Annotated in this window: 25 protein-coding genes, 7 tRNA genes and 5 pseudogenes; 30 read left to right on the forward strand and 7 right to left on the reverse strand. The window is 39.8% G+C overall.

The genetic code is table 11. The features are described from left to right. The first annotated feature begins 2 nt into the window (after positions 1-2). The 7 genes from rsbT (at position 3) to SB847_RS17725 (ending at position 5,883) form a co-directional block, all read left to right on the forward strand. A complete protein-coding gene (gene rsbT / locus SB847_RS17695) occupies positions 3-404 on the forward strand; it encodes a serine/threonine-protein kinase RsbT (RefSeq protein WP_224181989.1) in 402 nt (133 codons plus the stop codon). An 11-nt stretch (positions 405-415) separates the two neighbouring features. After that, positions 416-1,423, forward strand: coding sequence for a PP2C family protein-serine/threonine phosphatase (locus SB847_RS17700; protein WP_007609589.1), 1,008 nt, complete (start codon positions 416-418; stop codon positions 1,421-1,423). A 63-nt stretch (positions 1,424-1,486) separates the two neighbouring features. Continuing rightward, the gene (gene rsbV, locus SB847_RS17705) at positions 1,487-1,816 is read left to right on the forward strand and encodes an anti-sigma factor antagonist RsbV (protein ID WP_003156176.1); all 330 of its coding nucleotides are present in this window, start codon (positions 1,487-1,489) and stop codon (positions 1,814-1,816) included. Beyond that, complete coding sequence (gene rsbW / locus SB847_RS17710) at positions 1,813-2,295, forward strand: anti-sigma B factor RsbW (protein WP_007609591.1); 483 nt, start codon at positions 1,813-1,815, stop codon at positions 2,293-2,295. Before rsbV ends, rsbW begins: the two co-directional genes overlap by 4 nt. Continuing rightward, positions 2,261-3,049 (forward strand): RNA polymerase sigma factor SigB, encoded by a 789-nt coding sequence (sigB, locus tag SB847_RS17715; protein WP_032873003.1) that lies wholly within the window; start codon positions 2,261-2,263, stop codon positions 3,047-3,049. The genes rsbW and sigB overlap by 35 nt, the downstream gene beginning before the upstream one ends. Continuing rightward, positions 3,049-3,651: a phosphoserine phosphatase RsbX gene (rsbX, locus tag SB847_RS17720; RefSeq protein WP_007410234.1), complete on the forward strand. Its 603-nt coding sequence runs from the start codon at positions 3,049-3,051 to the stop codon at positions 3,649-3,651. The genes sigB and rsbX overlap by 1 nt, the downstream gene beginning before the upstream one ends. A gap of 72 nt (positions 3,652-3,723) precedes the next feature. Next, positions 3,724-5,883 carry a Tex family protein gene (locus SB847_RS17725; protein WP_410578220.1) on the forward strand — a complete coding sequence of 720 codons (2,160 nt, stop codon included), beginning with the start codon at positions 3,724-3,726 and terminating at the stop codon, positions 5,881-5,883. Between the two features lie 9 nt (positions 5,884-5,892). On the opposite strand, the gene cmpA is transcribed toward SB847_RS17725, so the two are convergent. Further along, positions 5,893-6,006 (reverse strand): cortex morphogenetic protein CmpA, encoded by a 114-nt coding sequence (gene cmpA, locus SB847_RS17730; RefSeq protein WP_003156164.1) that lies wholly within the window; start codon positions 6,004-6,006, stop codon positions 5,893-5,895. Between the two features lie 99 nt (positions 6,007-6,105). Here cmpA and SB847_RS17735 point away from each other — a divergent pair, with 99 nt between their 5' ends. The 8 genes from SB847_RS17735 (at position 6,106) to SB847_RS17770 (ending at position 7,391) form a co-directional block, all read left to right on the forward strand. Then, positions 6,106-6,555 (forward strand): SprT family protein, encoded by a 450-nt coding sequence (locus SB847_RS17735; protein ID WP_202735240.1) that lies wholly within the window; start codon positions 6,106-6,108, stop codon positions 6,553-6,555. Positions 6,556-6,691: 136 nt separating this feature from the next. Next, a tRNA-Asn gene (locus tag SB847_RS17740) sits at positions 6,692-6,766 on the forward strand. Positions 6,767-6,769: 3 nt separating this feature from the next. After that, positions 6,770-6,860 (forward strand) — tRNA-Ser (locus tag SB847_RS17745). A gap of 19 nt (positions 6,861-6,879) precedes the next feature. Then, positions 6,880-6,954, forward strand: a tRNA-Glu gene (locus tag SB847_RS17750). 11 nt (positions 6,955-6,965) lie between these two features. Further along, positions 6,966-7,040 (forward strand) — tRNA-Gln (locus SB847_RS17755). Between the two features lie 33 nt (positions 7,041-7,073). Next, a tRNA-Lys gene (locus tag SB847_RS17760) sits at positions 7,074-7,149 on the forward strand. An 8-nt stretch (positions 7,150-7,157) separates the two neighbouring features. Continuing rightward, a tRNA-Leu gene (locus tag SB847_RS17765) sits at positions 7,158-7,239 on the forward strand. 68 nt (positions 7,240-7,307) lie between these two features. Beyond that, a tRNA-Leu gene (locus SB847_RS17770) sits at positions 7,308-7,391 on the forward strand. Between the two features lie 85 nt (positions 7,392-7,476). Here the strand turns inward: SB847_RS17770 and SB847_RS17775 are convergent. Further along, a pseudogene (locus tag SB847_RS17775) lies at positions 7,477-8,118 on the reverse strand (site-specific integrase); the annotation flags it as partial. An 86-nt stretch (positions 8,119-8,204) separates the two neighbouring features. On the opposite strand from SB847_RS17775, the gene SB847_RS22600 reads away from it, so the two are divergent. Beyond that, on the forward strand, positions 8,205-8,453 hold the full coding sequence (locus SB847_RS22600; RefSeq protein ID WP_486304278.1) for a hypothetical protein: 249 nt from the start codon (positions 8,205-8,207) through the stop codon (positions 8,451-8,453). 25 nt (positions 8,454-8,478) lie between these two features. After that, positions 8,479-8,607: a phosphatase gene (locus SB847_RS17785; RefSeq protein ID WP_410578286.1), complete on the forward strand. Its 129-nt coding sequence runs from the start codon at positions 8,479-8,481 to the stop codon at positions 8,605-8,607. Positions 8,608-8,846: 239 nt separating this feature from the next. Here SB847_RS17785 and SB847_RS17790 read toward each other — a convergent pair whose 3' ends face one another. Together SB847_RS17790 and SB847_RS17795 are read right to left on the reverse strand one after the other, a co-directional pair. Continuing rightward, the gene (locus SB847_RS17790) at positions 8,847-9,611 is read right to left on the reverse strand and encodes a TSUP family transporter (protein WP_167559272.1); all 765 of its coding nucleotides are present in this window, start codon (positions 9,609-9,611) and stop codon (positions 8,847-8,849) included. A 441-nt stretch (positions 9,612-10,052) separates the two neighbouring features. Continuing rightward, a complete protein-coding gene (locus tag SB847_RS17795; protein ID WP_410578222.1) occupies positions 10,053-10,700 on the reverse strand; it encodes an SDR family oxidoreductase in 648 nt (215 codons plus the stop codon). 211 nt (positions 10,701-10,911) lie between these two features. Here SB847_RS17795 and SB847_RS17800 point away from each other — a divergent pair, with 211 nt between their 5' ends. From SB847_RS17800 to SB847_RS17850, 11 genes and pseudogenes are all read left to right on the forward strand, one after another. Further along, on the forward strand, positions 10,912-11,331 hold the full coding sequence (locus SB847_RS17800; protein ID WP_101670025.1) for a MarR family winged helix-turn-helix transcriptional regulator: 420 nt from the start codon (positions 10,912-10,914) through the stop codon (positions 11,329-11,331). Between the two features lie 151 nt (positions 11,332-11,482). Next, on the forward strand, positions 11,483-12,511 hold the full coding sequence (locus SB847_RS17805; protein ID WP_410578224.1) for an NADH:flavin oxidoreductase/NADH oxidase: 1,029 nt from the start codon (positions 11,483-11,485) through the stop codon (positions 12,509-12,511). A gap of 35 nt (positions 12,512-12,546) precedes the next feature. Next, entirely contained in the window at positions 12,547-12,918 is a 372-nt protein-coding gene (locus tag SB847_RS17810) for a nuclear transport factor 2 family protein (protein ID WP_101670027.1), read from the forward strand. Positions 12,919-12,967: 49 nt separating this feature from the next. Then, positions 12,968-13,711: an SDR family oxidoreductase gene (locus SB847_RS17815; RefSeq protein ID WP_410578226.1), complete on the forward strand. Its 744-nt coding sequence runs from the start codon at positions 12,968-12,970 to the stop codon at positions 13,709-13,711. Between the two features lie 579 nt (positions 13,712-14,290). Then, positions 14,291-14,446: pseudogene (locus SB847_RS17820) on the forward strand (tetratricopeptide repeat protein); the annotation flags it as partial. After that, positions 14,443-14,838: pseudogene (locus SB847_RS17825) on the forward strand (alpha/beta fold hydrolase); the annotation flags it as partial. The pseudogenes SB847_RS17820 and SB847_RS17825, both read left to right, overlap by 4 nt. Positions 14,839-15,534: 696 nt before the next feature. Further along, a pseudogene (locus tag SB847_RS17830) lies at positions 15,535-15,937 on the forward strand (BCCT family transporter); the annotation flags it as partial. 38 nt (positions 15,938-15,975) lie between these two features. Next, the gene (locus tag SB847_RS17835; RefSeq protein ID WP_032873021.1) at positions 15,976-17,379 is read left to right on the forward strand and encodes an MFS transporter; all 1,404 of its coding nucleotides are present in this window, start codon (positions 15,976-15,978) and stop codon (positions 17,377-17,379) included. 338 nt (positions 17,380-17,717) lie between these two features. Then, positions 17,718-18,032, forward strand: coding sequence for a MarR family winged helix-turn-helix transcriptional regulator (locus SB847_RS17840; protein ID WP_076851403.1), 315 nt, complete (start codon positions 17,718-17,720; stop codon positions 18,030-18,032). 161 nt (positions 18,033-18,193) lie between these two features. Continuing rightward, positions 18,194-18,545: pseudogene (locus SB847_RS17845) on the forward strand (cystatin-like fold lipoprotein); the annotation flags it as partial. A gap of 125 nt (positions 18,546-18,670) precedes the next feature. After that, positions 18,671-19,096 (forward strand): MaoC family dehydratase, encoded by a 426-nt coding sequence (locus tag SB847_RS17850; protein WP_007609622.1) that lies wholly within the window; start codon positions 18,671-18,673, stop codon positions 19,094-19,096. A gap of 262 nt (positions 19,097-19,358) precedes the next feature. Here SB847_RS17850 and SB847_RS17855 read toward each other — a convergent pair whose 3' ends face one another. The 3 genes from SB847_RS17855 to SB847_RS17865 form a co-directional block, all read right to left on the reverse strand. Continuing rightward, entirely contained in the window at positions 19,359-19,700 is a 342-nt protein-coding gene (locus tag SB847_RS17855) for an MmcQ/YjbR family DNA-binding protein (protein WP_015239219.1), read from the reverse strand. A 148-nt stretch (positions 19,701-19,848) separates the two neighbouring features. Next, complete coding sequence (locus SB847_RS17860) at positions 19,849-19,950, reverse strand: hypothetical protein (RefSeq protein ID WP_225307344.1); 102 nt, start codon at positions 19,948-19,950, stop codon at positions 19,849-19,851. Between the two features lie 91 nt (positions 19,951-20,041). Beyond that, entirely contained in the window at positions 20,042-20,485 is a 444-nt protein-coding gene (locus tag SB847_RS17865) for an Rrf2 family transcriptional regulator (protein WP_038457041.1), read from the reverse strand. 197 nt (positions 20,486-20,682) lie between these two features. On the opposite strand from SB847_RS17865, the gene SB847_RS17870 reads away from it, so the two are divergent. Then, complete coding sequence (locus SB847_RS17870) at positions 20,683-21,321, forward strand: NAD(P)-dependent oxidoreductase (RefSeq protein WP_014416975.1); 639 nt, start codon at positions 20,683-20,685, stop codon at positions 21,319-21,321. Positions 21,322-21,521: 200 nt separating this feature from the next. Continuing rightward, entirely contained in the window at positions 21,522-21,647 is a 126-nt protein-coding gene (locus SB847_RS17875) for a hypothetical protein (protein ID WP_410578229.1), read from the forward strand. The last annotated feature ends 410 nt before the right edge of the window (positions 21,648-22,057 follow it).

Below are 22,057 nucleotides of genomic sequence, written 5' to 3' on the forward strand. Positions count from 1 at the left end.
CGATGAACGACCAATCCTGTGTGAAAATCATGACAGAATGGGATATCGTAGCCGCCAGACAGCTTGGCCGCAACGTTGCGAAGGAATTAGGCTTCGGCACGGTGGACCAGGCCAGAATCACGACGGCTATCTCAGAATTGGCCAGAAACATTTACTTATATGCAGGCAAGGGCCAGGTCAGCATAGAACAAGTAAACGACAGAGGGAAAAAAGGCCTTAAAATTATAGCAGAAGACAAAGGACCCGGAATCCCCGACATCCGTAAAGTGATGGAAGACGGCTTTTCAACGTCAGGCGGACTGGGAGCGGGACTTCCGGGCGTCAAAAGGCTGATGGACGAATTCAGCCTGCAATCTGTTGCAGGGGAAGGAACAGAGATTCAAGCCGTGAAATGGCTTCGGTAGGAGGTTAGAACGTGGATTTCAGGGAGGTTATAGAGCAGCGGTATCATCAGCTGCTTAGCCGATATATAGCCGAATTAACAGAAACATCTTTATATCAAGCCCAAAAATTCAGCCGAAAAACGATTGAACATCAGGTTCCTCCGGAGGAGATCATCAGCATCCACCGAAAAGTAGTAAAGGAACTGTATCCGGATCTGCCGGAAGATGTTTTTCATTCGCTGGATTTTTTAATAGAAGTCATGATTGGCTACGGGATGGCTTATCAGGAACATCAAAGTCTGAGAGATATCCAGCAGGAGCTTCGTTCAGAAATTGAAATTGCCGCAAATGTTCAGCAGACGCTGCTTGGCACAAAAATTCCTGAAGAAGAAGACCTGGATATCGGGGCAATCAGCGTCCCCGCCAAACAGATGAGCGGGGACTATTATCACTTTGTCAAAGACAAGGAATCGATTAACATCGCGATAGCCGATGTCATCGGAAAAGGAATACCCGCCGCATTGTGCATGTCGATGATCAAGTATGCCATGGACTCTCTTCCGGAGACCGGCATTCACCCCTCCCAAGTGCTGAAAAATCTTAACCGCGTTGTAGAACAGAACGTGGACTCAAGCATGTTTATCACCATGTTTTACGCAAACTACAATACGAAAAATCACCAATTTACATATGCCTCTGCGGGGCATGAACCGGGCTTCTACTACTCTGAAAAAGAAAAAAAGTTTTATGATCTGGAGGCAAAAGGATTGGTGCTGGGAATTTCTCAGGATTTTGATTACAGCCAATATGAACAGCACATGGACGAAGGAGACATGATCGTTCTTTTTTCTGACGGCGTCACCGAATGCCGTACCGAAAACGGTTTCTTAGAACGCAGCGACATTCAGCGCATGCTGGAAGAACATATGGACTGCTCCGCGCAGGATATGGTCAAAAATATTTACGACAGCCTGCTGAGACTCCAGGACTTTCAGCTTCATGACGATTTTACGTTAATTGTTTTGAAAAGAAAGGTTTAAAAAAACAGCAGCACGGGTAAAAAGCCATTAGCACGAGTAAGGATAACTTTCAGAGGTGATACGATGAATTTAACGGTAGATATGAAGGAGAATCTTTCAGATATACAAATCAATATCGCTGGAGAAATCGATGTATACTCAGCTCCGGTGGTTCGTGAAAAGCTGATGCCCCTGGCAAACGAGGGGAAGGACATGAGAATCTGCTTAAAAGATGTAAATTATATGGACAGTACGGGTTTAGGCGTTTTTGTAGGCGTGTTTAAAACGGTGAGCAAGGAAGGCGGCTCTCTCAAGCTTGAGAATCTTTCCGACCGGCTCGTCCGTCTGTTTGAAATTACGGGGCTTAAGGACATCATCGACATTTCGGCAAAGTCAGAAGGTGGCGTGCAATGAGTACATCAGTTGATTATATAGAGATGAAAATTCCGGCTGAACCGGAATATGTAGGAATCGTCAGGCTTACGTTATCAGGTGTCGCAAGCAGAATGGGCTATACCTATGATGACATTGAAGATTTAAAAATCGCTGTCAGCGAAGCTTGTACAAACGCTGTCCAGCATGCATACAATGATGAAAATAAGGGAGAAGTATCCGTGCGGTTCGGTGTGTTTGAGGATCGGCTGGAGGTCATTGTCGCCGATCAGGGAGACAGCTTTGATTTTGATCAGAAGCAGCAGGATCTCGGGCCGTACACACCTTCGCACACAGTCGATCAATTGTCAGAAGGAGGGCTCGGTCTGTATTTAATGGAAACGCTCATGGATGAAGTCAAAGTTCAAAGCAACTCTGGCGTAACCGTGGCGATGACAAAGTATTTAAATGGGGAGCGAGTTGATCATGGCACAACCATCAAAAACTACGAAACTAACTAAAGATGAAGTTGATCGGCTCATACGCGACTTTCAAACACATGATAATAAAGAAGCCCAGGAAACACTCGTCGAGGTGTATACCAATCTCGTCGAAATGCTGGCAAAGAAATATTCAAAAGGAAAAAGCTTTCATGAAGATCTCCGCCAGGTCGGGATGATCGGACTTCTCGGAGCCATTAAACGGTATGATCCCGAGGTCGGCAAATCCTTTGAAGCATTTGCGATTCCGACCATCATCGGCGAGATCAAACGCTTCCTCAGAGATAAAACATGGAGCGTACACGTCCCGAGACGGATTAAAGAACTCGGGCCGCGCATTAAAATGGCGGTGGATCAGCTGACGACAGAGACGCAGCGGTCGCCGAAAGTCGAAGAAATCGCAGCCTTTCTCGATGTGTCAGAAGAGGAAGTGCTTGAAACGATGGAGATGGGAAAAAGCTATCAGGCGCTGTCTGTCGATCACAGCATCGAAGCGGATGCGGACGGAAGCACCGTCACAATTTTAGATATCGTCGGGTCGCAGGAGGAAGGATACGAACGCGTCAACCAGCAGATGATGCTCAAAAGCGTGCTTCATGTGCTGTCCGACCGCGAAAAACAGATTATCGATCTAACATTTGTGCAAAATAAAAGCCAAAAAGAAACAGGGGACATTCTCGGAATATCTCAAATGCACGTCTCGCGCCTGCAGCGGAAAGCGGTGAAAAAACTGAGAGAGGCCTTGATTGGAGATCCCTCCATGGAGCTAATGTAATGATTCAGGTTGAAGAAAATGAACATGTTCAAACTCTTGTATACCAATTAAATAAAGAAGGCAAGTCCATATGCGGCGACAGCTTTTTTATGAAGGCGAATGAAGAAGAATTAGTTTGCGCGGTAGCGGACGGTCTCGGCAGCGGATCTCTTGCCAACGAATCCTCGTCAGCCATTAAAGACATCGTGGAAACGTATGCGGATGAGGATGTGGAGAGCATCATTGAGCGCTGCAATCAAGCGATGAAAAACAAAAGAGGGGCGACTGCCTCCATCTTAAAAATCAATTTCATCAAAAGGGAATTGACATACTGCTCGATCGGCAATGTCCGTTTCTTCCTGCACTCCCCATCAGGCGAAGTCTTTCATCCGCTGCCGATTTCGGGTTACCTCTCAGGCAAACCGCAAAGATACAAAACGTATACGTCATCATACGAAAAAGGGGCGAGGTTCATCATCTACACGGATGGGCTTGAGGTTCCGCATATCCGCACCTGCTTAAAGCAGGGACACTCAATAGAAGATATATCAAAATCACTTCATCCGTACACAACATCCAGACGTGATGATTTGACCTATATTCTAGGGCAGCTTTTATCGTAAGGCTGCTTTTTTTATGTTCCGCCGTTTTTTGATACACTAGAGAAAGAATGAAGAGATGGAGGCTTTTGTGATATGGAAACGTTAGCCCTTTTGAAAAAACAAATTGCTGAAGAAACAGCGTTATCCCAAAAACATGTCGAAAGTGTCATCCGCCTGCTGGAAGACGGCAATACCGTCCCGTTTATTGCGCGGTACCGAAAAGAGCAGACCGGCTCAATGGACGAGGTGCAGATTCAGGCAATCTCCGAGCGGTGGCAATACATACAAAACCTGACGCAGCGGAAAGAAGAAGTCATCAGATTGATCTCTGAGCAGGACAAGCTGACGGAAGGGCTGAAGCAAAAAATCGAACAAGCGGTCAAGCTTCAGGAAGTCGAGGATTTATACCGTCCCTTCAAACAAAAACGGAAAACAAAAGCCACCGTCGCCAAAAGCAAAGGCCTTGAACCGCTTGCGGACTATATACTTTCTCTCCCGAAAGAAAACCGCCTTCACGACATCGCTGATCAATATATCAGTGCAGAAAAAGAAGTCGCTTCAAGAGAGGAAGCCATCGAAGGCGCGAAGCACATCATAGCCGAACAAATCTCGGATGATCCTCATTTCAGAAAGTGGATTCGCCAGGAAACGTATAAAAAAGGAATTCTCACTTCCGCAACAGGCAAGTCAGCCGCAGATGACGAGAAAAACGTCTATGAAATGTACTACGAGTACGAAGAGCCGATCCAAAAGGTCGTTCCTCACAGAGTACTTGCGATGAACCGCGGTGAAAAAGAAGGCATTTTAAAGATTGCGATCGAACCGCCCGCCGATCAGATAAAAGCTTATTTAGAAAAGCAAATCATCAAACACCGTGAAACGCCTGTGAAAGAAACGCTGAAAGAAGCCATTGAGGACAGTTACAAACGTCTGATCCAGCCGGCTATTGAGCGCGATATCCGCAAAGAGCTGTCAGAAAAAGCAGACGCGCAGGCGATTCATATTTTCGCTGAAAACCTGCGTAAGCTCCTGCTGCAGCCGCCGATGAAGGGGAAAGTTGTGCTCGGCGTCGATCCGGCCTTCCGTACGGGGTGCAAACTGGCAGTTGTTGATGAGACGGGAAAGGTGCTGAAAATCGACGTCATTTACCCGCACGCTCCCGTAAAAAAGACAGCGGAAGCCCGGAAAAAAATCAAAGAATTGCTGGACCGGTACGAAGTCGAGGTTGTGGCGATCGGAAACGGCACGGCATCACGGGAGACAGAGCAATTCGTCGTTGATGTGCTGAAAGAAACAGAGCGGGACATTTATTATGTCATCGTCAATGAGGCCGGAGCAAGCGTGTATTCCGCGTCAGAAATCGCCCGTGAAGAATTTCCGGATTTTCAGGTCGAAGAGCGCAGCGCCGTCTCCATCGCGCGGAGGTTGCAGGACCCGCTGGCCGAGCTTGTAAAAATTGATCCTAAATCCGTCGGCGTCGGGCAATACCAGCATGATGTCAGCCAAAAGCATTTAAATGAATCACTCCGTTTTGTCGTAGAGACCGTCGTCAACCAAGTCGGGGTGAATGTCAATACAGCATCAGCCGCGCTGCTTCAATATGTAGCCGGGTTATCCAAAACCGTTGCCGGTAATATCGTTAAAAAAAGGGAAGAGCTCGGAAAATTTACAAATCGCAAAGAGCTGAAAGAAATCCCGCGTCTCGGCGCAAAAACATATGAACAGTGCATCGGCTTTTTGAGAGTGCCTGGGGGACCGGAGCCGCTCGACCGCACCGGGATACACCCGGAAAGCTATAAAGAGACAAAGGCGCTGCTCAAAAAACTGCAGCTCACTGCGGATCAGATCGGAAGCGCGGACGCAAAAGAGAAAATAAGCGCACTGCAACTGTCTGAAACGGCTGAAGAGCTTGGTATAGGGGAAATTACGCTTGCGGATATTTGCGGGCAGCTGACAAGGCCGGAGCGAGATCCTCGTGACGAAGTGCCGAAGCCTTTGCTGAAAAAAGACGTTCTGCAGCTTGAGGATTTAAAGGAAGGAATGGAATTGCAGGGCACCGTCCGCAACGTTGTAGACTTCGGCGCTTTCGTCGATATCGGCGTCAAGCAGGACGGGCTTGTGCACATTTCAAAACTGAGCAATCAATACGTCAAACATCCTCTCGACATCGTATCGGTCGGGGACATCGTCACCGTATGGGTCGAAGGCGTGGACGTGCAAAAAGGCAGAGTGTCGCTGTCTATGGTAAAATAAAAGCACTGCTTACGAGCAGTGTTTTTTTCTGTAGAAATACCAGCACTGGTTCAGCAGTTTGATTTGGTAATTGTCCTTTTCTAAAAACGCTTTTTGCATTTGTTTCATCAGCCAATTCGGCATGGCTCATTCCTCCTCAGCTTTTAGTTAGAGGTCGGTTTTAACTCATTGTATGCGAACGGTGAATTGTCCCGTTCAATGTTTTTAAAGCGGGGTGCACATATGGATAACGAACAACTTCAAAAGCTGACGGAAGACATCTCTGCACAAGATTTCGGAAAGCCGTTCCGTCACCGGGCCTTTTTCAATGACCGGCTGAAAACGACAGGCGGGCGGTACATGCTGTCTTCCCATAACATCGAATTAAACCGAAAATATCTTCTCGAACACGGTCAGAGCGAGCTGGAAGGAATCATTAAACACGAGCTGTGCCATTACCACCTTCACCTTGAAGGAAAAGGGTACAAGCACAGAGACAAGGACTTCAGAGAACTGCTTCAGAAAGTCGGAGCGCCGAGATTCTGCACGCCGCTGCAAACCAAAAAGACACAAAAGAAAACATATATGTATAGATGCGCGGCCTGCGGCCAACAGTATATAAAGAAGCGGGCAATGAACCCGGAAAGATATGCCTGCGGAAAATGCAGAGGGAAAATCAAAAGAATTTTTTAAAAAGGCTTGACTCACTTTAATGTTCTATGTTAAATTATAAAAGTCGTTGAGAGACAACGATACTTTCTCAAAAAAAATAAATGTTGCTTCTTGACACAATATGTCGCATCATTTATAATGAAGAAAGTCTGATTATTCCACAGTAGCTCAGTGGTAGAGCTATCGGCTGTTAACCGATCGGTCGCAGGTTCGAATCCTGCCTGTGGAGCCATATGGAGAAGTACTCAAGTGGCTGAAGAGGCGCCCCTGCTAAGGGTGTAGGTCGCGTAAGCGGCGCGAGGGTTCAAATCCCTCCTTCTCCGCCAGATAAGTTCTCAACCAGACGGCCCGTTGGTCAAGCGGTTAAGACACCGCCCTTTCACGGCGGTAACACGGGTTCGAATCCCGTACGGGTCACCATTTACCTTCGTTGGGCTATAGCCAAGCGGTAAGGCAACGGACTTTGACTCCGTCATGCGTTGGTTCGAATCCAGCTAGCCCAGCCATTTTATTTAAAAATTTTGAATCACTTTTAGAGCGAGCCATTAGCTCAGTTGGTAGAGCATCTGACTTTTAATCAGAGGGTCGAAGGTTCGAGTCCTTCATGGCTCACCACTTGTCACGCGGGTGTGGCGGAATTGGCAGACGCGCTAGACTTAGGATCTAGTGTCTTACGACGTGGGGGTTCGAGTCCCTTCACCCGCACTTTCTTTTCAAAGTGCTGATCATCATCACTAGCTTATATGCTTAGTGGAAAGACAGCTTCATAGCACGCGGTCGTGGCGGAATGGCAGACGCGCTAGGTTGAGGGCCTAGTGGGTGAATAACCCGTGGAGGTTCAAGTCCTCTCGGCCGCATCAATGATACCAAGGGTTTTGACTCCCTTGGTATTTTTTATTTCTTTTAAAAAAATGTGTTTTGTGACCAAAAGTGTCCACTAACTTATAGTAAGTCGTCTAATTTGTTAGCCATTTCTTTCTGTTTGTTAGGATATAAATGGCCATATACGTCAATCGTTGTTTTCACTGAAGCGTGACCTAGACGTTCTTTTATTGTGATGTAGTCTTCACCTTGATTTATTAAAAGAGCAACATGTGAGTGTCGAAAATCATGTAATCTGATTGGCTCTAGGTCGGTGTCTCTGCAAAAATATTTTATCTTTCGGCTGAAAATATCCTTTGATGATGGTGTATCCTTATATTGAAATACATAAGTGTTTTCTGAATGAGGAATCATCAATGATTTGAATAATTCTTTTTGGTGTCGTTTCCAATGTTCTAATAGATGTAATAATTTTTGGTTTATACTTATACGCCGGAAGCCATTCCTTGTTTTTGGTTTAGTAACAATAAATTCACCTTTTATAAGAGTGGCTGACTTTCGAATATCCAGTTCCATTATGTAGGGGTCTATATCGTTCCATTGCAAAGCTAACATTTCGCCGCATCTTAATCCTGTCAGGTAAGCTGTTGTATAAAATGTTTTAAACAATAGTTGATCGTCAGGAATGAAACTAATAAATTTTTTGAATTCTTCAGGTCTCCAAAACTTCATTTTTTTATGGTTTAGAGGTAATCTCTTAACTTTGCCACTTTTTAACGAAAGCTTTATTTGCTATGGCTCATGTTGAGGCGAAAAGAAATAATTTTAATGTTGCTCAGGAGTATTACTTGCAGGGTAAAGAGGTAGCTGAAAAGAATAAGGATAAGGAATACATAGCAAAGTTTAAAATTTTGGAAGGACTTTATTTTTCTAATGGTGAATATCATTTAATTAATGAAGCATTTTCTTATCTTACAGACAGAAAAATGTTTGCTGACGTTGAAAATTTTGCAACCGAAATTGGGCATTATTTTCATCATCGGGGGAATTTAGAGCTATCAAATGAGTATTATCGTATTAGTATTGAGGCGAGATGAAAAATAAAGAAAGGAGAGATTATAAATGAAGATCAGCCGAATTCTATTGACAGTAATGGTGTTAAGTAGCATCTTAGCATTTACTCACTTTTCAGATACAGACAATGCTTCAAATGGTGGTTTCAATATTGCAGCAGACCGAGTTGGTGCATAAAGAGGTAGGGGGATTAGAACCCTTCCTCTTTTATTTGAACGAAATACTGAAATAGTGTCCTTCTTCAACCATATTGAAGGATTTAGAGGTTGCTTGCTTTGTCGTAAATTATTCAGTACGCAAATGAAAGGTCTATGGCGTATTTTTCAAAATAAGTGCAATTAGAAGACCTTGTATTAAAAAAAGGGGCGTTGCCTTTTTGAAAGAGAAAGCCTCTTTTATTGAGTAACGAGAGACTTTCAATGAATATAATCATACACATTTTTAACTAACAGCAAGCAGGTTACCACAATGAATAAAGTACGCACATAACTACTACCTCTTCTAATTGCAAACTTTGAGCCACAAACTGCGCCAGCAATTTGTGCAAGTCCCATTAGCAAACCATATGTATAGTTGACTTGCCCTAGGTACATAAACATCAGCAAGCCAGCAATATTACTGCCGAAATTCAAAAACTTTGCATTGCCTGCTGCTTTTAAAAAATCAAATCCGATCATTAAGAAAGCAAACATTAAAAATGAACCTGTTCCTGGTCCGAGAAATCCATCGTAAAAACCGATTGCAAAAATTAAAAGGATAAAAATAATAAAATGGCGGACAGATAGTTTTTTATAGGTTGAGATACTTCCCCAATCCTTTTTAAGGATGGTATAAACTGCGACAGCTGCCAGCATAACCAGCATTAAAGGTTTAAGCAATTCGGGGTCCATTAAATGGACTGTCCATGCCCCGGCCATAGAACCGATGAAAACGAGTGGGAATAACTTGGAAATGGATTTGAAGTCAATCTTTCCAGAACGGTAAAACATAAATGTACTTGTTAATGATCCTATTGTTCCAGCTAATTTGTTTGTAGCAACAGCCTGAGCTGGGGTCAATCCTAAGAATAACAATGTAGGTAATGCGATTAATCCGCCTCCTCCTACAACAGAATCAATAAACGCAGCTAAAAAACCAAAACAAATGACAAGCAGCACTGTGTAAATGTTAATGTCCTCCATAACTTTTCCTCCTTAGAAAGTTTGAAATGGTTTTAAGCATATCCTTATTTCTGCTTTTTCTGTCTTACGGACTTTCAGAATTTAGCCTATCTTACGTATTATCAGAATTGGTAAACTATACAAGAGAATCGTAAACCGTGATGATTTCTTCAAAACAAGCTTTTGTTACCTTTAGCTTGTTAGCAAAATCCCTGCTTGTTATTAGACAATTCACCCACAATGGATAGCATCTCGAGAGAAGTGATTTCTGTTCAGTTGTAAGATAATATAGCGTTTCTAAAGAACAGGTAGTTTTCATAACAAAATCCCCTTGAAAGTTTATATTAAGCCAACCAAGGTTGAAATTAGTGTATAGTATTAAAAGAATTTGAGATAATCATTTATTTATATCATCAGAAAAAGAGAGCCCAGCATAAGGCCCTTTTTCCCAAGTATTTTAAATCATTTGTACAATGATTCTATGGGTGTGTCTCCTTCTAAAAGCGTTACGATTTTTCTGTATGCTCTCTCGTTTCCAATTGATGCTTCTATAACGCGTGCCACATCTTCTCGGGATATACGAGAGGTCTCTGAACCAGCAGGGTCAGTGGTTATCTTTCCAGTTCCTCTTTCGTCAGAAAGAACACCTGGTCGTAAGATGGTGTAGTTCAGATTACTTTCTTTAACAATTCTATCAGCATAATGTTTCGCAATAAAGTAAGGTTTCATACTCTCTGGTTTCCAATAATCCCGCCGGTCTGAATCAATGCTGCTGACCATAATGAATTGCTTTACGGCATTTTTTTCAGCTGCCTCAACAGCCTTTGCTGCTCCATCTAAATCGATCATAAGTGTTTTATCTGGACCTGTATGTCCGCCAGATCCTGCTGTGAAGACAACAACATCAAACCCTTTGATGGCTTCGGTTATTGTTTCTATATCGTCTTCTAAATTTAGGTGAATTGGTTGGACACTTTTATCCTCAAAGTAAGAAAATTGCTCTTCTTTCCTTAATCCGACGGCTACATCATGTTCCTTTTTTTCGTTCAAGACATTGACTAGATTTTTACCAACTTTCCCGTTCGCTCCAATAATGAATACCTTGCTCAAATTAATCCCTCATTTCAAATGAATTTAGCATACCTTCCCAAGAAGAACTTAAAGTTAGATTTTCCTTCATTTGTTTCCAATATCCCATGTAAATACAAATGTATCAAAATATATGCTTGCTGCATACATATAATTAATGATTTGAGTAAAAAGTCTGCTTGTCATATACTTAAAAAAGAATATACTTGAGCGACTGGTGGGAAGTTAAGTTATGAATACAAATGAGTTCATGGATCAGTGGTTATCGCTGGATACTATACAAAATACAATAAAAAAGGAATTGGAAAGCATATTACAGGCTGAATTCAGCCTTTCGATTAAAGAGTTCTATGTTCTTTATTATCTTTCTAAGTCACCGGACAAAAGCCTTAGGCTGCAACAGTTGCAGGAAAAGATAGGTTTAAGCCAAAGTGCTCTTTCCAGACTGGTGGGGAACATGGAGGCCAACAGTTGTGGTGCCTTAGAGAAACATATTTGTTCAGATGATCGTAGGGGCACCTATACCAGATTGACGGAACTGGGGGAAAATAAACTTCAGAAAAGTCTTCAGGTTTTCCATGAGATCTTACAAAAGCATTTAAAAACGCATAACTTGGATACAATAGTGAAAGAGCTAATAAATGAACTATAAACAGCTTTATCTGTCAAAGGGCTTGAAATTTTAAAAGCTCTTTGATTTGACTTTTTAACGATTTAGAGATAAATTGTATGCATGATGCATGCATATGTTATTTTATATGTATGACACATACATTTATTTTAGGGAGAAAGGATGTTTAAACATGCAAGATCTATTTAGTACTTTTAAAATTAAGAATTTGGAGCTGAAGAACCGCGTTGTCATGTCTCCGATGTGTATGTACTCTGTCGACAAGAAAGACGGTGTTGCAACTGATTGGCATTATTTGCACTACGTAAGCCGTGCAGTTGGTGGAACTGGGTTTATCATGATTGAAATGACCGATGTAGAACCTGATGGAAGAATTTCCGACTATGACTTAGGTTTGTGGTCCGATGAACAAATCCCGGCACTTGCAAGAATTGTCGAAGCTATTCATAAGCATGGAGCTAAAGTGGGGATCCAGATTGCGCATGCTGGTCGTAAAGCTGAAGATGCAGATGTACCGGTTGCACCTTCCGCAATCCCTTTTGATGAGAAATCTAAAACACCAAGAGCGCTTTCAACCGAAGAAGTGAAAGGAATGGTAGAAAAATTCCGTTTAGCGGTAAGACGTGCAATCAAAGCTGGTTTTGATACGATCGAAATCCATGGGGCGCATGGCTATTTGATTCATCAGTTCCATTCTCCACTTACAAACAAAAGAGATGATGAATATGGTAAAGACTTGACTAAATTTGGTCGAGAAATCATCCAGACTGCTAAAGAAGAAATGCCTGCCGAAATGCCATTACTAATGCGTATCTCTGCAAAAGAATATGTTGAGGGCGGATATGGCATAGAAGAAAGCATCGAATTCGCTAAAGCCTATCAAGAAGCAGGAGTGGATATGTTTGATATCTCTTCTGGTGGTGAAGGACAGATTGCTGCTTGGGGACGACCAGGAACACACGCAGCTTACCAAGCTCCACTTGCAAGAAGAATCAAAGAAGCGTTACAAGTTCCAGTAATCGCTGTAGGAAGACTCGATGATCCAAAATTAGCTAATGCGATCATCGGTAATGAAGAAGCAGATCTTATCGCTGTTGGCAGAGGTATGCTAAGAAATCCTTACTGGACTCTTGAAGCTGCTAAACAATTGAGAAAAGAGACATCTGTACCAAAACAGTATACTGACGGTTTCCGTTTTTAATTCATTCCAATCTATAACATAAGGAGGAATAGAAAATGAGTAAAACACCAATCAAGGATTATAACCAAATAGTTGAGGTGATCGGCAAGTATGTAGAAGGACTTGTGACTGGAAAGAAAGAAGTTATGCAGCCAGCTTTCCACGAAGATGCGACAATGTATGGATATAATTCTAATGGTTTTCTCGGAGGCACCATTAAGAATTTATGGGATTTTGTTGATGAAGCAGGCGCCGCGCCAGATCTCAAGTCAAGAATCGACATTTTAGATGTAGAAGGCACAATTGCCACAGCTCGTATTAGCCTAGAAAACGATGCTTACGGAGAGTCCTACACAGACTATCATCAGTTGCTTAAAGTTAATGGAGAATGGAAAGTGATTGGTAAGGTATTTCATTTACACGGATAAACGGGTTTGTGAAAATAAGGAATCACGTACAAAAAGGAGTTTTTTTGTCATGTCATATATTGAAGATAAGGTTGTTGTCATTACAGGTGCATCAAGCGGAATAGGTGAGGCAACAGCAAGCTATCTTGCTGAACATGGTGCAAAGGTTGTATTGGCTGCAAGAAGTGAAAATAAGCTTCAGCAGATTGTAAATCGTATTTCAAGTAATAACGGGATTGCTGTATACAAAGCAACGGACGCTACCAATAAAGAAGACGTCCAAGCCTTAATCGACTATGCTATTGAAAAATTCGATAGAGTTGACACGCTAATCAACTGCGCTGGTCTCATGTTGTTTTCCATGTGGGACAATGCGCATGTAGATGAGTGGGAAAAAATGATTGACTTAAACCTGAAAGGTACTCTGTACGGTATTGCAGCAGTACTGCCGCATATGAAACAGCAAGGAAAAGGACAAATCATAAATGTTGGATCTATTGCAGGACATGCAGTAGGAAAGGGGCATGGTGTCTATAGCGCAACAAAGTTTGCTGTGAAGGCAATAACTGAAAGCTTGCGCAAAGAGGTATCTGTTAAGTATAACATACAGGCATCCATGGTTTCCCCTGGTGTTATAGCTACTAATTGGCAGGATACTGTCACAGACAGCGACGTGAAAGGTGTATTGAATAACCTGGATGAAGTAGCTATTGATGTAGACCATGTCGCGAAGACAATTGCTTTTGTTGTCGATCAGCCTTCTGATGTATTGATAAATGATGTATTTGTTACACCTACTGCTCAACAGTGGTAAGCTCTATAAACCCGTTTAAACATATCTTTTTGAGTTTAAACGGGTTTCTTTATAGTTGGGAATATCATTTGCTTTGATTTTTAGTGTATCCATCAAAATGTGGGGCAGTCTTATGCAGAAGTAAAGCGTATTGAGATATGATACAGTAACGTATGGATAGCTAATAAAATTATTCGGTGGTTTCTTTCGTGTAAAAACAGTGTCCATTTTGTGCCCAAAATGAATATAAAATGGTGTAAATGAGTGTGATGAATGACTTCAAATGCTTGAAATGACGGGCTTTTGTAACTGACAATATACTTCCACTTTAATGAGGGCCCAGCGGGTGAATAATCCGTGGAGGTTCAAGTCCTCTCGACAGCATCAATGATACCAAGGGTAATAGAGAGATCCTTGGTATTTTTTTGTGCTTATTTTTAAATGATCTACTGCCCACAAACTGCCCACTTACCTAAAGTAAGTCATCTGCAGTAGACATCGCATAAATATTTTCATCATTTATAGGTAGCTACTAATGCCTCAAACTCCAATTTGCAAAAGCAGAGAAAGTGCTGCTAAGCAAGGAAGAAAACCAAGAATTCGAGGAAAATGTTTGATGATGTTGAAAATTTTTCGATTGAAGTCGCTGATTATTTTCATGAACGAGGAAGCTTAATGCTCTCTACGAAAATTAAAAAAGGGGAGATGATTGATGAAAATCAGCCGGTGTCTATTGGCTGCAGTGATTTTAGGTAGTGTCACAATTGTCTTCAGAGGAGGCGGATGAATTTTGCTCTATGGGGATTGTGCAAGGAAAAACTGAATGGGAGAGGTTTCGAGATGAAATTTTACTTCCTTCTAAACAAACAAATTATGAATTCGTAAACAACATCCGTCAAAATGGATACGGGTTTACCTTCGATATTTCATCTAAACTTGAGTATCCCACGCTAATTATCACAGGGCGTCAGGACAATGGAGTCGGATACCACGATGCGTGGCGACTACTAGAAGATTACCCAAGGGCAACTTTTGCAGTGCTTGATATGGCTGGTCACAACCTGCAAATAGAACAAACCGATGTATTTAATTCATTGGTTCACAACTGGTTAAACAGACTTGAGTCGGAAAATTTTCGGATGGTATAACTTTTCATAAATATGAGTTTACTGTTACAATCACCAATTAGTTAAACAATAATTAAGATAAGGAATATTGGGATTTATTATAATTTTTAGTAATTATTAGTCTTTATTGTCATTGGGGGTAATTTAATCATTGATCAAAAATAAAATCATTACCTAAGAAATGTTTCTTTATTTCCAGCTGGATTTAAAAAATAATTTTGTTAGGTGTCATGTAATAAATTCAATTGTCGGTGATTGGCCTGTTTAAATGCATCCATTATTTCATACCCGGTACTACTTATTTCTGTTGTAGTCTGTATACTGATTAATAGGTAAAGAAAGTCGAAAGGTATACGACATTCTTCATGCAATTTAAAGTTTTGAATGAAAGAGCAGGATTACTCCTGCTCTTTTTCTTTCTAATTGGGCTGGATTAAACACAGACGGTTATTCCTTGGGAAAAACAAAAAATTTCTTCTATCCATTGACTAGCTTGGCTTTAGCCAGGTTTCTATCACCCTGTTGGGCTTGTCAGATTTTAAAAAGGTATGCTACGTTTATAGTGTTTTGTTTCACCTGATTGTGGGGTAATAAAGATAGAATCAGTAAATAATTCTTAGGAACGACCTCAATCTTATAATAAACATATTGGAAGACGTAATGGAAGAACTAAAATAAAGGTTTAGGACACTTTGAAGAAATAAAAGTTTTTTTTCGATTGTGATAATATTCACAATAGAGCTGTATTAAGGGGAATCATTTCTCCAAATATTCTGCAGAAAATACCAACCACAGCCCACGGATATATCACTAACCGCTTTGGCTGGTATTATCTGTTGGATGTTTCTCTTTTTGTTGCTTTTTGTATTATTTTTAGTCCAATCGGCAAAAATAAATTAAGGAAACCAGCGAAAAAACTGAATTTCATCCTTCTTTCCTGGTTTTACAATGTTATTTGGCGCTGATATGGATATTAGTCTAGTCTTTTAAGGTACAGTTGAACCAATCATCCACTATGCCGTTAGCTCTCCATCAGGTGAAACAGAAACCCCCAGACTTTTAGAGAAGCATTACGCTATACATTCTGGGACTGTATGCTTGGACCGTTTATGCGCTTGTATAATGTGGATTTGATAATTAAGGAGTCGATATTATTAAATGAAGTTTAACAAGAAAAAAATTAACGTTGTAGACATTCAAAAAGCGAAGAAAAGCGTGTTTGCTACAGGGATAGGAAACGCGATGGAATGGTTTGATTTTGCTTTATATTCTTATTTGGCAGTTATTATTAGTAAAAACTTTTTCAGTCCAGTTCAAAACGATGAATTAAAGTTAATATTTACTTTTGCTACATTTGCAATTGCCTTTTTGCTTAGACCGGTAGGCGGAATTATTTTTGGTAAAGTTGGTGACAAATTTGGTCGGAAAATAGTATTAACAATTACTATTTTAATGATGGCTTTATCTACTTTAATAATTGGTGTGCTTCCTACCTATGATCAGATTGGTGTATGGGCCCCTATATTATTACTCTTAGCTCGTATTCTGCAAGGTTTTTCTGTGGGTGGAGAGTACGCTGGTGCAATGGTATATATCGCAGAATCTTCTCCAGATAATAAGCGTATCAGGTTAGGCAGCGGTTTAGAAATCGGCACATTATCTGGTTATATAGTAGCTTCTGTTTTAGTTACAGTACTTTTCTGGACTTTATCTGATGTTCAAATGAATAGTTGGGGATGGAGAATTCCTTTCTTCTTAAGTATTCCAATAGGATTATTTGGTTTATATTTGAGAAGTCATTTAGATGAATCACCAATCTTTGAAAATGACATCTCTGAAAACCAAGAACAACAACCCGGTTTATTAGAAGTCATTAAAACATATAAAAAAGATATCTTTTTATGTATCGTATTTGTGGCGTTTTTCAATATAACCAATTACCTATTGTTAGGTTATATGCCTTCTTATTTAGATGAGAACCTTGGTATAAGTGATAATATAAGTACACCGGTTACAGCAATTGTATTGATTATTATGGTACCGTTCGCTTTAACTTTCGGTAAACTAGGAGATAAATTAGGAAATAAAAAAGTTATATCAATTGGATTAGTATTAGGAATTGTATTTTCGATTATCTCTTTTCAATTTCTTAATATGGGGAATATAACATTCTTATTTATAGGACTTTTAATGTTAGGTATTGTATTATCTGTATACGAAGGCACTATGCCAGGATCTTTACCTACGTTGTTCCATACTGACATTAGATATCGTACATTATCCTGGACATTCAACTTATCAGTTTCTATTTTTGGTGGAACAACACCTTTAGTTGCTTCTTGGTTAACCCATGTGACAAGAAACAATTTGGCGCCGGGTTTCTATTTATTAGCAGTTAGTTTAATTGGCTTAATAGTTGTGTTAACCTTATTTAAAGATACTTCAGGTAAATCTTTAAAAGGTTCTTACCCAACAGTTGCTTCTAAAGCTGAGTTTCAAGAAGCTGTTGAAAATCCAAAAGATGCACTGTGGTGGAAAATGGAACAAACAGAAAAGGAATGAAAAAAACATCCATTTAATTGACCGGCTACTCGAAATACAGACTCAGAATAAGCTGGGATTATCCGAGCAGCAATGACTGCAGCTCTTTTATATTCTGGAGGGCTTACTGCTTTGCAAAAGCAGTGTTGCTATTTCGATCGTCATTATTTTATTGGTTGTGTCCTAATAATAAAACATTGACGCAAGAACGAAGAGAAATTAAAAGGTCCGAGCAATACAGCAAAATAAGAAGCAAGAAGCTTTGTTATGCCAGTTCTTCTCCCGAAGGAGAGCTGGCTTTTTATTTTCTATATGGGGTCCAAAGCAGAAAACGAGAACTTGTACGCTAATCACAGTATTTGGTTCTTCTTGTTTTATGGGAGAAGGAAAAAATATCTGTTAAAGGTTTAGGCGAAGAATTATATCTAGACTCCGGAACATTAACTCCAGTTTTAAAACGACTTGAGGAGCGAGGTCTTATTATAAGAGAGCGTTCAAAAGAGGATGAACGAAGTGTAATTATTACGTTAACAACTGAAGGGAATGAGTTTAAAGAAAAAGTCACAATGATACCTAATGCAGTATTTGATAAAACCGGTTGTAATGAAGAAGAAATTAAAAGTTATAACAAGGAAATTCGTAATTTACTTCAAATGCTGACAACTGAGCAATAGTTTTATGAATATAGATGGCGGGCCCAGCGGGTGAATAACCCGTGGAGGTTCAAGTCCTCTCGGCCGCATCAATGATACCAAGGGTTTTGACACCCTTGGTGTTTTTTTGTTTATAGAAATTTATCTGTTACTGTCCACTTACTTATAGTAGGTCGTATGATTTGTCAGTCACCTTCATCCTTCTGCTGACTGCGTGCGGCGGTAGTAAATATGATAATGATTAATGAAGTGATGAAGCAGGAGAAGAAAGTCAGAAAAGAAATGCGAGCAGATTCAGATGAGTACAAAAGAGATAACGCCATAATTTGTGTATATGATGACGGGAAGTATATTCAACTTGCGTTTTATCAGCCAGAAGAAAGTTCTCGCAAGCTTACTGCTTATTCTTATTATGAGAAGCTTGGAGATTCTTATGAGGAAATGGCACATATGCCGGGTGATGGTGATGGCGACCGCCTTGGTCTTTATAAGAAAACACCTGATTATAAAGAGGTTAAAGGCAAGGAAACAAAAACAATGTGCTTGTTCATTCCTGATAGGGGAACAATTGTTTTACCGTTAAGTTGTTGTGTGAGAGCCAGTATGTTAAAATGCTACGTAGATTTAATAATAAAGTTTAGATTCAAGGAGATTTATTTATGAAATTGGATGAATTCACCATCGGGCAGGTTTTTCAAACTAAATCTTTTGAATTAACAAAAGAGAATATAATGAATTTTGCAGAAGTGTATGACCCACAATACATGCATTTAAATGAAGAAAAAGCAAAAATGGGCAGATTTAATGGAATTATTGCTTCTGGAATACAAACGTTATCTATTACTTTTAAGCTTTGGATTGAAGAAGGGCGTCATGAAGACGATATTATTGCTGGGACAGGAATGAATAATATAAAATTCCTAGCACCCGTTTACCCTAATGATAAACTGCACACTATTGTTAAGGTTATTGATAAAAAACCAAATAAAAGCCAGACGGGGATACTTACTGTATTGTTATCTACCTATAATCAGAAAGAGGAAAAAGTGTTTGAAGGTGAGTTATCAGTATTAATTAAACGCTAAATGACCTTTGTGGCATATCATCGTCACCTTTCATTTTTTATAGATGTCTGGATGAAATGAGCAATCATCTTAATTAATTGAGTGGACTTTGAGTCTGCTCTTTTTTATTTGTTCAACCCATGTCAAGAAACAAAGGACTAACAATAACGAAAAAATCATCTCGTAAATACGAATTTAAACATTGCTGCCTTGAAGTTTTTGCATATTCCTCTGTACCATTGCACCGGATGAATATCTATAATGAGCGTTCTATCCTTCGATGTTATGTTTCCTTTTTACTTTTTGGTTTTGTCAGTTCAAAGCTGTACTTTACCATGTCATGGATTTGGTGCTCTGGGAGTCCCTCATCTAAGGTAAGAGTATTCCAATGCTCCTTGTTCATATGGTATCCGGGCTTGATTTCTTCAAAAAGACCACGTAGAAAATCAGCCCTTTCAGGTTCGCATTTAAGGTTGACACATAAGTGTTCGTCGCGAGTGAAGATAAGTGCAAATATTTTCTTATTCCCTTTGTGACGAATTGCAGTCCAACCATCTCCGAAAGGATGGTCTTCATAAGAGTTTGGAAAGGTTAGGCAGTAATCTTTAATTTCATCATAATTCATTATCAATTCACTCCATACCTCATTATTTTTATATACAGAACATATTCATTCAAACTAAGATTTGCGGTTTCTTTTATACCAATCCGAGATTTCCTCGAGTCTTTGTTTGAACTTAGCTTCTGAACCTTGAGTTGTTGGATAGTAATACTCAACGCCCTATTAAAGAATCTGGCATCGTCTGCATTGTCGTTAATTTTTCCTCTGTATCATGAGCATATTTATATCCCTTACCGTAATCTAAATCTTTCATCAAAAGGAGCAGACTTTATGTCTGCTCTTTTTTTGTTCATGAAAAGCCATTTTTTTATCCCCAGTCTGATAAAAGATTTTCTGTGAATCATTTAACAATTATTGATCAATTTTTCTTTTTCAATAATATCCTTTACCACATCCTCAATTGTGATATGCCCAAGAGCTTTTTCCAAGGCAGATTGGGCGATTTCAAATATTGGACCAATTGTACTTTGAATGTTCCGGCCTACAGGACATTGAGGATTGGGATTTTCATGTATACTAAACAATTCTTTATCTTGAACAACATTAACTGCTCTATAAACATCAAGTAAGGTGATTTCAGTTAGATCCTTCGCTAATTCAGCCCCTGCAATACCTGGCCGAACATTTACTAAACCTGCTTTTTTCAGCATCCCCATAATTTTTCTTATGAAGGCGGGATTTGTATTTACACTTCCAGCTAAAAATTCAGAAGTGCTAATTCCGTCTTCATTTATTTCAATAAGAGCCAATATATGAATTCCTACAGCAAAACGGCTGCTAATAGACATGATTTCTTCACCATCCTAATTACTTTACACTCTTTATAGTACACTTGTAACTGAATGTATTACAAGTTCTTTTACTCTAATATGCTCAATTAACAAGATGATAAAAGTATTGACAAATAAATAAGGTGTAACTAAAATTATTACATGTAATCAATATGGTTACATTTAAAATTTTGAATGATTAGGAGGAATTTAAATTGAAAATTGGAATCATTGGTGCAACCGGAAAAGCTGGAAGTCTTATCTTGAAAGAAGCGGTAAGCAGGGGACATGAAGTAACTGCAATTGTAAGAGATGCTGCAAAACTTAAAGAGGAAAAGATTTCAATCATTGAAAAAAATATAATTGATCTTACATCGGATGATCTAAAAAAGTTAGATGTAATAGTTAATGCCTTCGGTGCTCCATTAGGAGAAGAACAGGCACATGTAGATGCTGGCCGGGCATTAATTAGGGCATTAAAAGGAACGGGTACAAGAGCTGTAATTGTAGGCGGAGCAGGGAGTCTTTATGTTGACGAAAATAAAACTGTCAGTGTAATGGATACACCTGATTTCCCGGAGATTTTTATTCCAACAGCTAAAGGGCAAGGTCGTAACTTGCAAGAACTAAAGGAAACTTCTGATATTAACTGGACATTTATCAGTCCTTCAGCGGTATTTGACCCAGACGGGAAAAGAACTGGATTTTATCAGTCAGGAAAAGATCATCTTCTTGTGAATTCGAAAGGCGAAAGTTATATCAGCTATGCAGACTATGCAATTGCAGTATTGGATGAAATCGAAAATCCAAAACATATAAATGAACGCTTTACAGTTGTTGGAGAAGCTGAATAAGTGATTGAGTAGAAACAAAGGGGTACCATTAGTGTCATCGCTAATGGTACCCTTTGTTTCTAAGAATCTACGGAGACATTGAAAACTTTGCAATCAGAGTAGCTGATTATTTTTATGAAAAAGGGGATTTATCACGTTCCAATGAATATTATCGACTGAGATTAAAGCGAGACGAAAAAATAAAAAAAGGGAGATTATTAATGAAAATCAGCCGGACTTTGTTTACAGTCATTTTATTGGACAGCATCGCAGGAGTGGTTTTAACAAATGATGCCCCTGTTATCAAAGCTCCTTTTCACGTTGCTGATGATAGAGTAGGTGCTTAGTGAGTTGGACCAAAAAAATATGTATAAAAAGCTCTGACTAGCAACCTTTTGGATTAGTTAGAGCTTTTTTATTTGACTGTGTTACCCAGTGTAATCCTCCGTATTGTTTAATACACTTTAGTTTGAAAATCCGGGAAACGCTTCTACAGTTCCTATTTCGTGTCCAAAGTGTGAATGTTCCAGCGGGGGACTTAACTGAAATGAGGGGTATTTTCGAAAACACACCAGTATGCTCTATGACCTGCCGTCAATGACATTAAAGAAATGATTTGATGAAAAATAAAAAGGAGCGATATTCGTTAAAATTCAGGTAGTAGCCATACATAGACATATAAAACACATGATTTAATTCTAAATTCTTTACCGATCGTTCTAAAATCTGATATACTCGAAACACGTTAAATCTAACT

Origin of the sequence: Bacillus sp. SIMBA_026, assembly GCF_046535335.1 — a bacterium.
GTDB classification, from domain to species: Bacteria; Bacillota; Bacilli; order Bacillales; family Bacillaceae; genus Bacillus; species Bacillus velezensis.

Bases quoted from the DNA above. Each gene is read 5' to 3' on its own strand.
- SB847_RS17850 (WP_007609622.1), top strand. From the start codon at position 18,671: ATGAAATTGGATGAATTCACCATCGGGCAGGTTTTTCAAACTAAATCT.
- rsbW (WP_007609591.1), top strand. From the start codon at position 1,813: ATGAGTACATCAGTTGATTATATAGAGATGAAAATTCCGGCTGAACCG.
- rsbV (WP_003156176.1), top strand. From the start codon at position 1,487: ATGAATTTAACGGTAGATATGAAGGAGAATCTTTCAGATATACAAATC.
- SB847_RS17865 (WP_038457041.1), bottom strand. From the start codon at position 20,485: ATGTCTATTAGCAGCCGTTTTGCTGTAGGAATTCATATATTGGCTCTT.
- SB847_RS17860 (WP_225307344.1), bottom strand. From the start codon at position 19,950: ATGAAAGATTTAGATTACGGTAAGGGATATAAATATGCTCATGATACA.
- cmpA (WP_003156164.1), bottom strand. From the start codon at position 6,006: ATGCCGAATTGGCTGATGAAACAAATGCAAAAAGCGTTTTTAGAAAAG.
- SB847_RS17785 (WP_410578286.1), top strand. From the start codon at position 8,479: ATGAAGATCAGCCGAATTCTATTGACAGTAATGGTGTTAAGTAGCATC.
- SB847_RS17725 (WP_410578220.1), top strand. From the start codon at position 3,724: ATGGAAACGTTAGCCCTTTTGAAAAAACAAATTGCTGAAGAAACAGCG.
- SB847_RS17805 (WP_410578224.1), top strand. From the start codon at position 11,483: ATGCAAGATCTATTTAGTACTTTTAAAATTAAGAATTTGGAGCTGAAG.
- SB847_RS17815 (WP_410578226.1), top strand. From the start codon at position 12,968: ATGTCATATATTGAAGATAAGGTTGTTGTCATTACAGGTGCATCAAGC.
- SB847_RS17790 (WP_167559272.1), bottom strand. From the start codon at position 9,611: ATGGAGGACATTAACATTTACACAGTGCTGCTTGTCATTTGTTTTGGT.
- SB847_RS17735 (WP_202735240.1), top strand. From the start codon at position 6,106: ATGGATAACGAACAACTTCAAAAGCTGACGGAAGACATCTCTGCACAA.
- SB847_RS17855 (WP_015239219.1), bottom strand. From the start codon at position 19,700: ATGAATTATGATGAAATTAAAGATTACTGCCTAACCTTTCCAAACTCT.
- SB847_RS17835 (WP_032873021.1), top strand. From the start codon at position 15,976: ATGAAGTTTAACAAGAAAAAAATTAACGTTGTAGACATTCAAAAAGCG.
- sigB (WP_032873003.1), top strand. From the start codon at position 2,261: ATGGCACAACCATCAAAAACTACGAAACTAACTAAAGATGAAGTTGAT.
- SB847_RS17810 (WP_101670027.1), top strand. From the start codon at position 12,547: ATGAGTAAAACACCAATCAAGGATTATAACCAAATAGTTGAGGTGATC.
- SB847_RS17875 (WP_410578229.1), top strand. From the start codon at position 21,522: ATGAAAATCAGCCGGACTTTGTTTACAGTCATTTTATTGGACAGCATC.
- SB847_RS17800 (WP_101670025.1), top strand. From the start codon at position 10,912: ATGAATACAAATGAGTTCATGGATCAGTGGTTATCGCTGGATACTATA.
- rsbT (WP_224181989.1), top strand. From the start codon at position 3: ATGAACGACCAATCCTGTGTGAAAATCATGACAGAATGGGATATCGTA.
- rsbX (WP_007410234.1), top strand. From the start codon at position 3,049: ATGATTCAGGTTGAAGAAAATGAACATGTTCAAACTCTTGTATACCAA.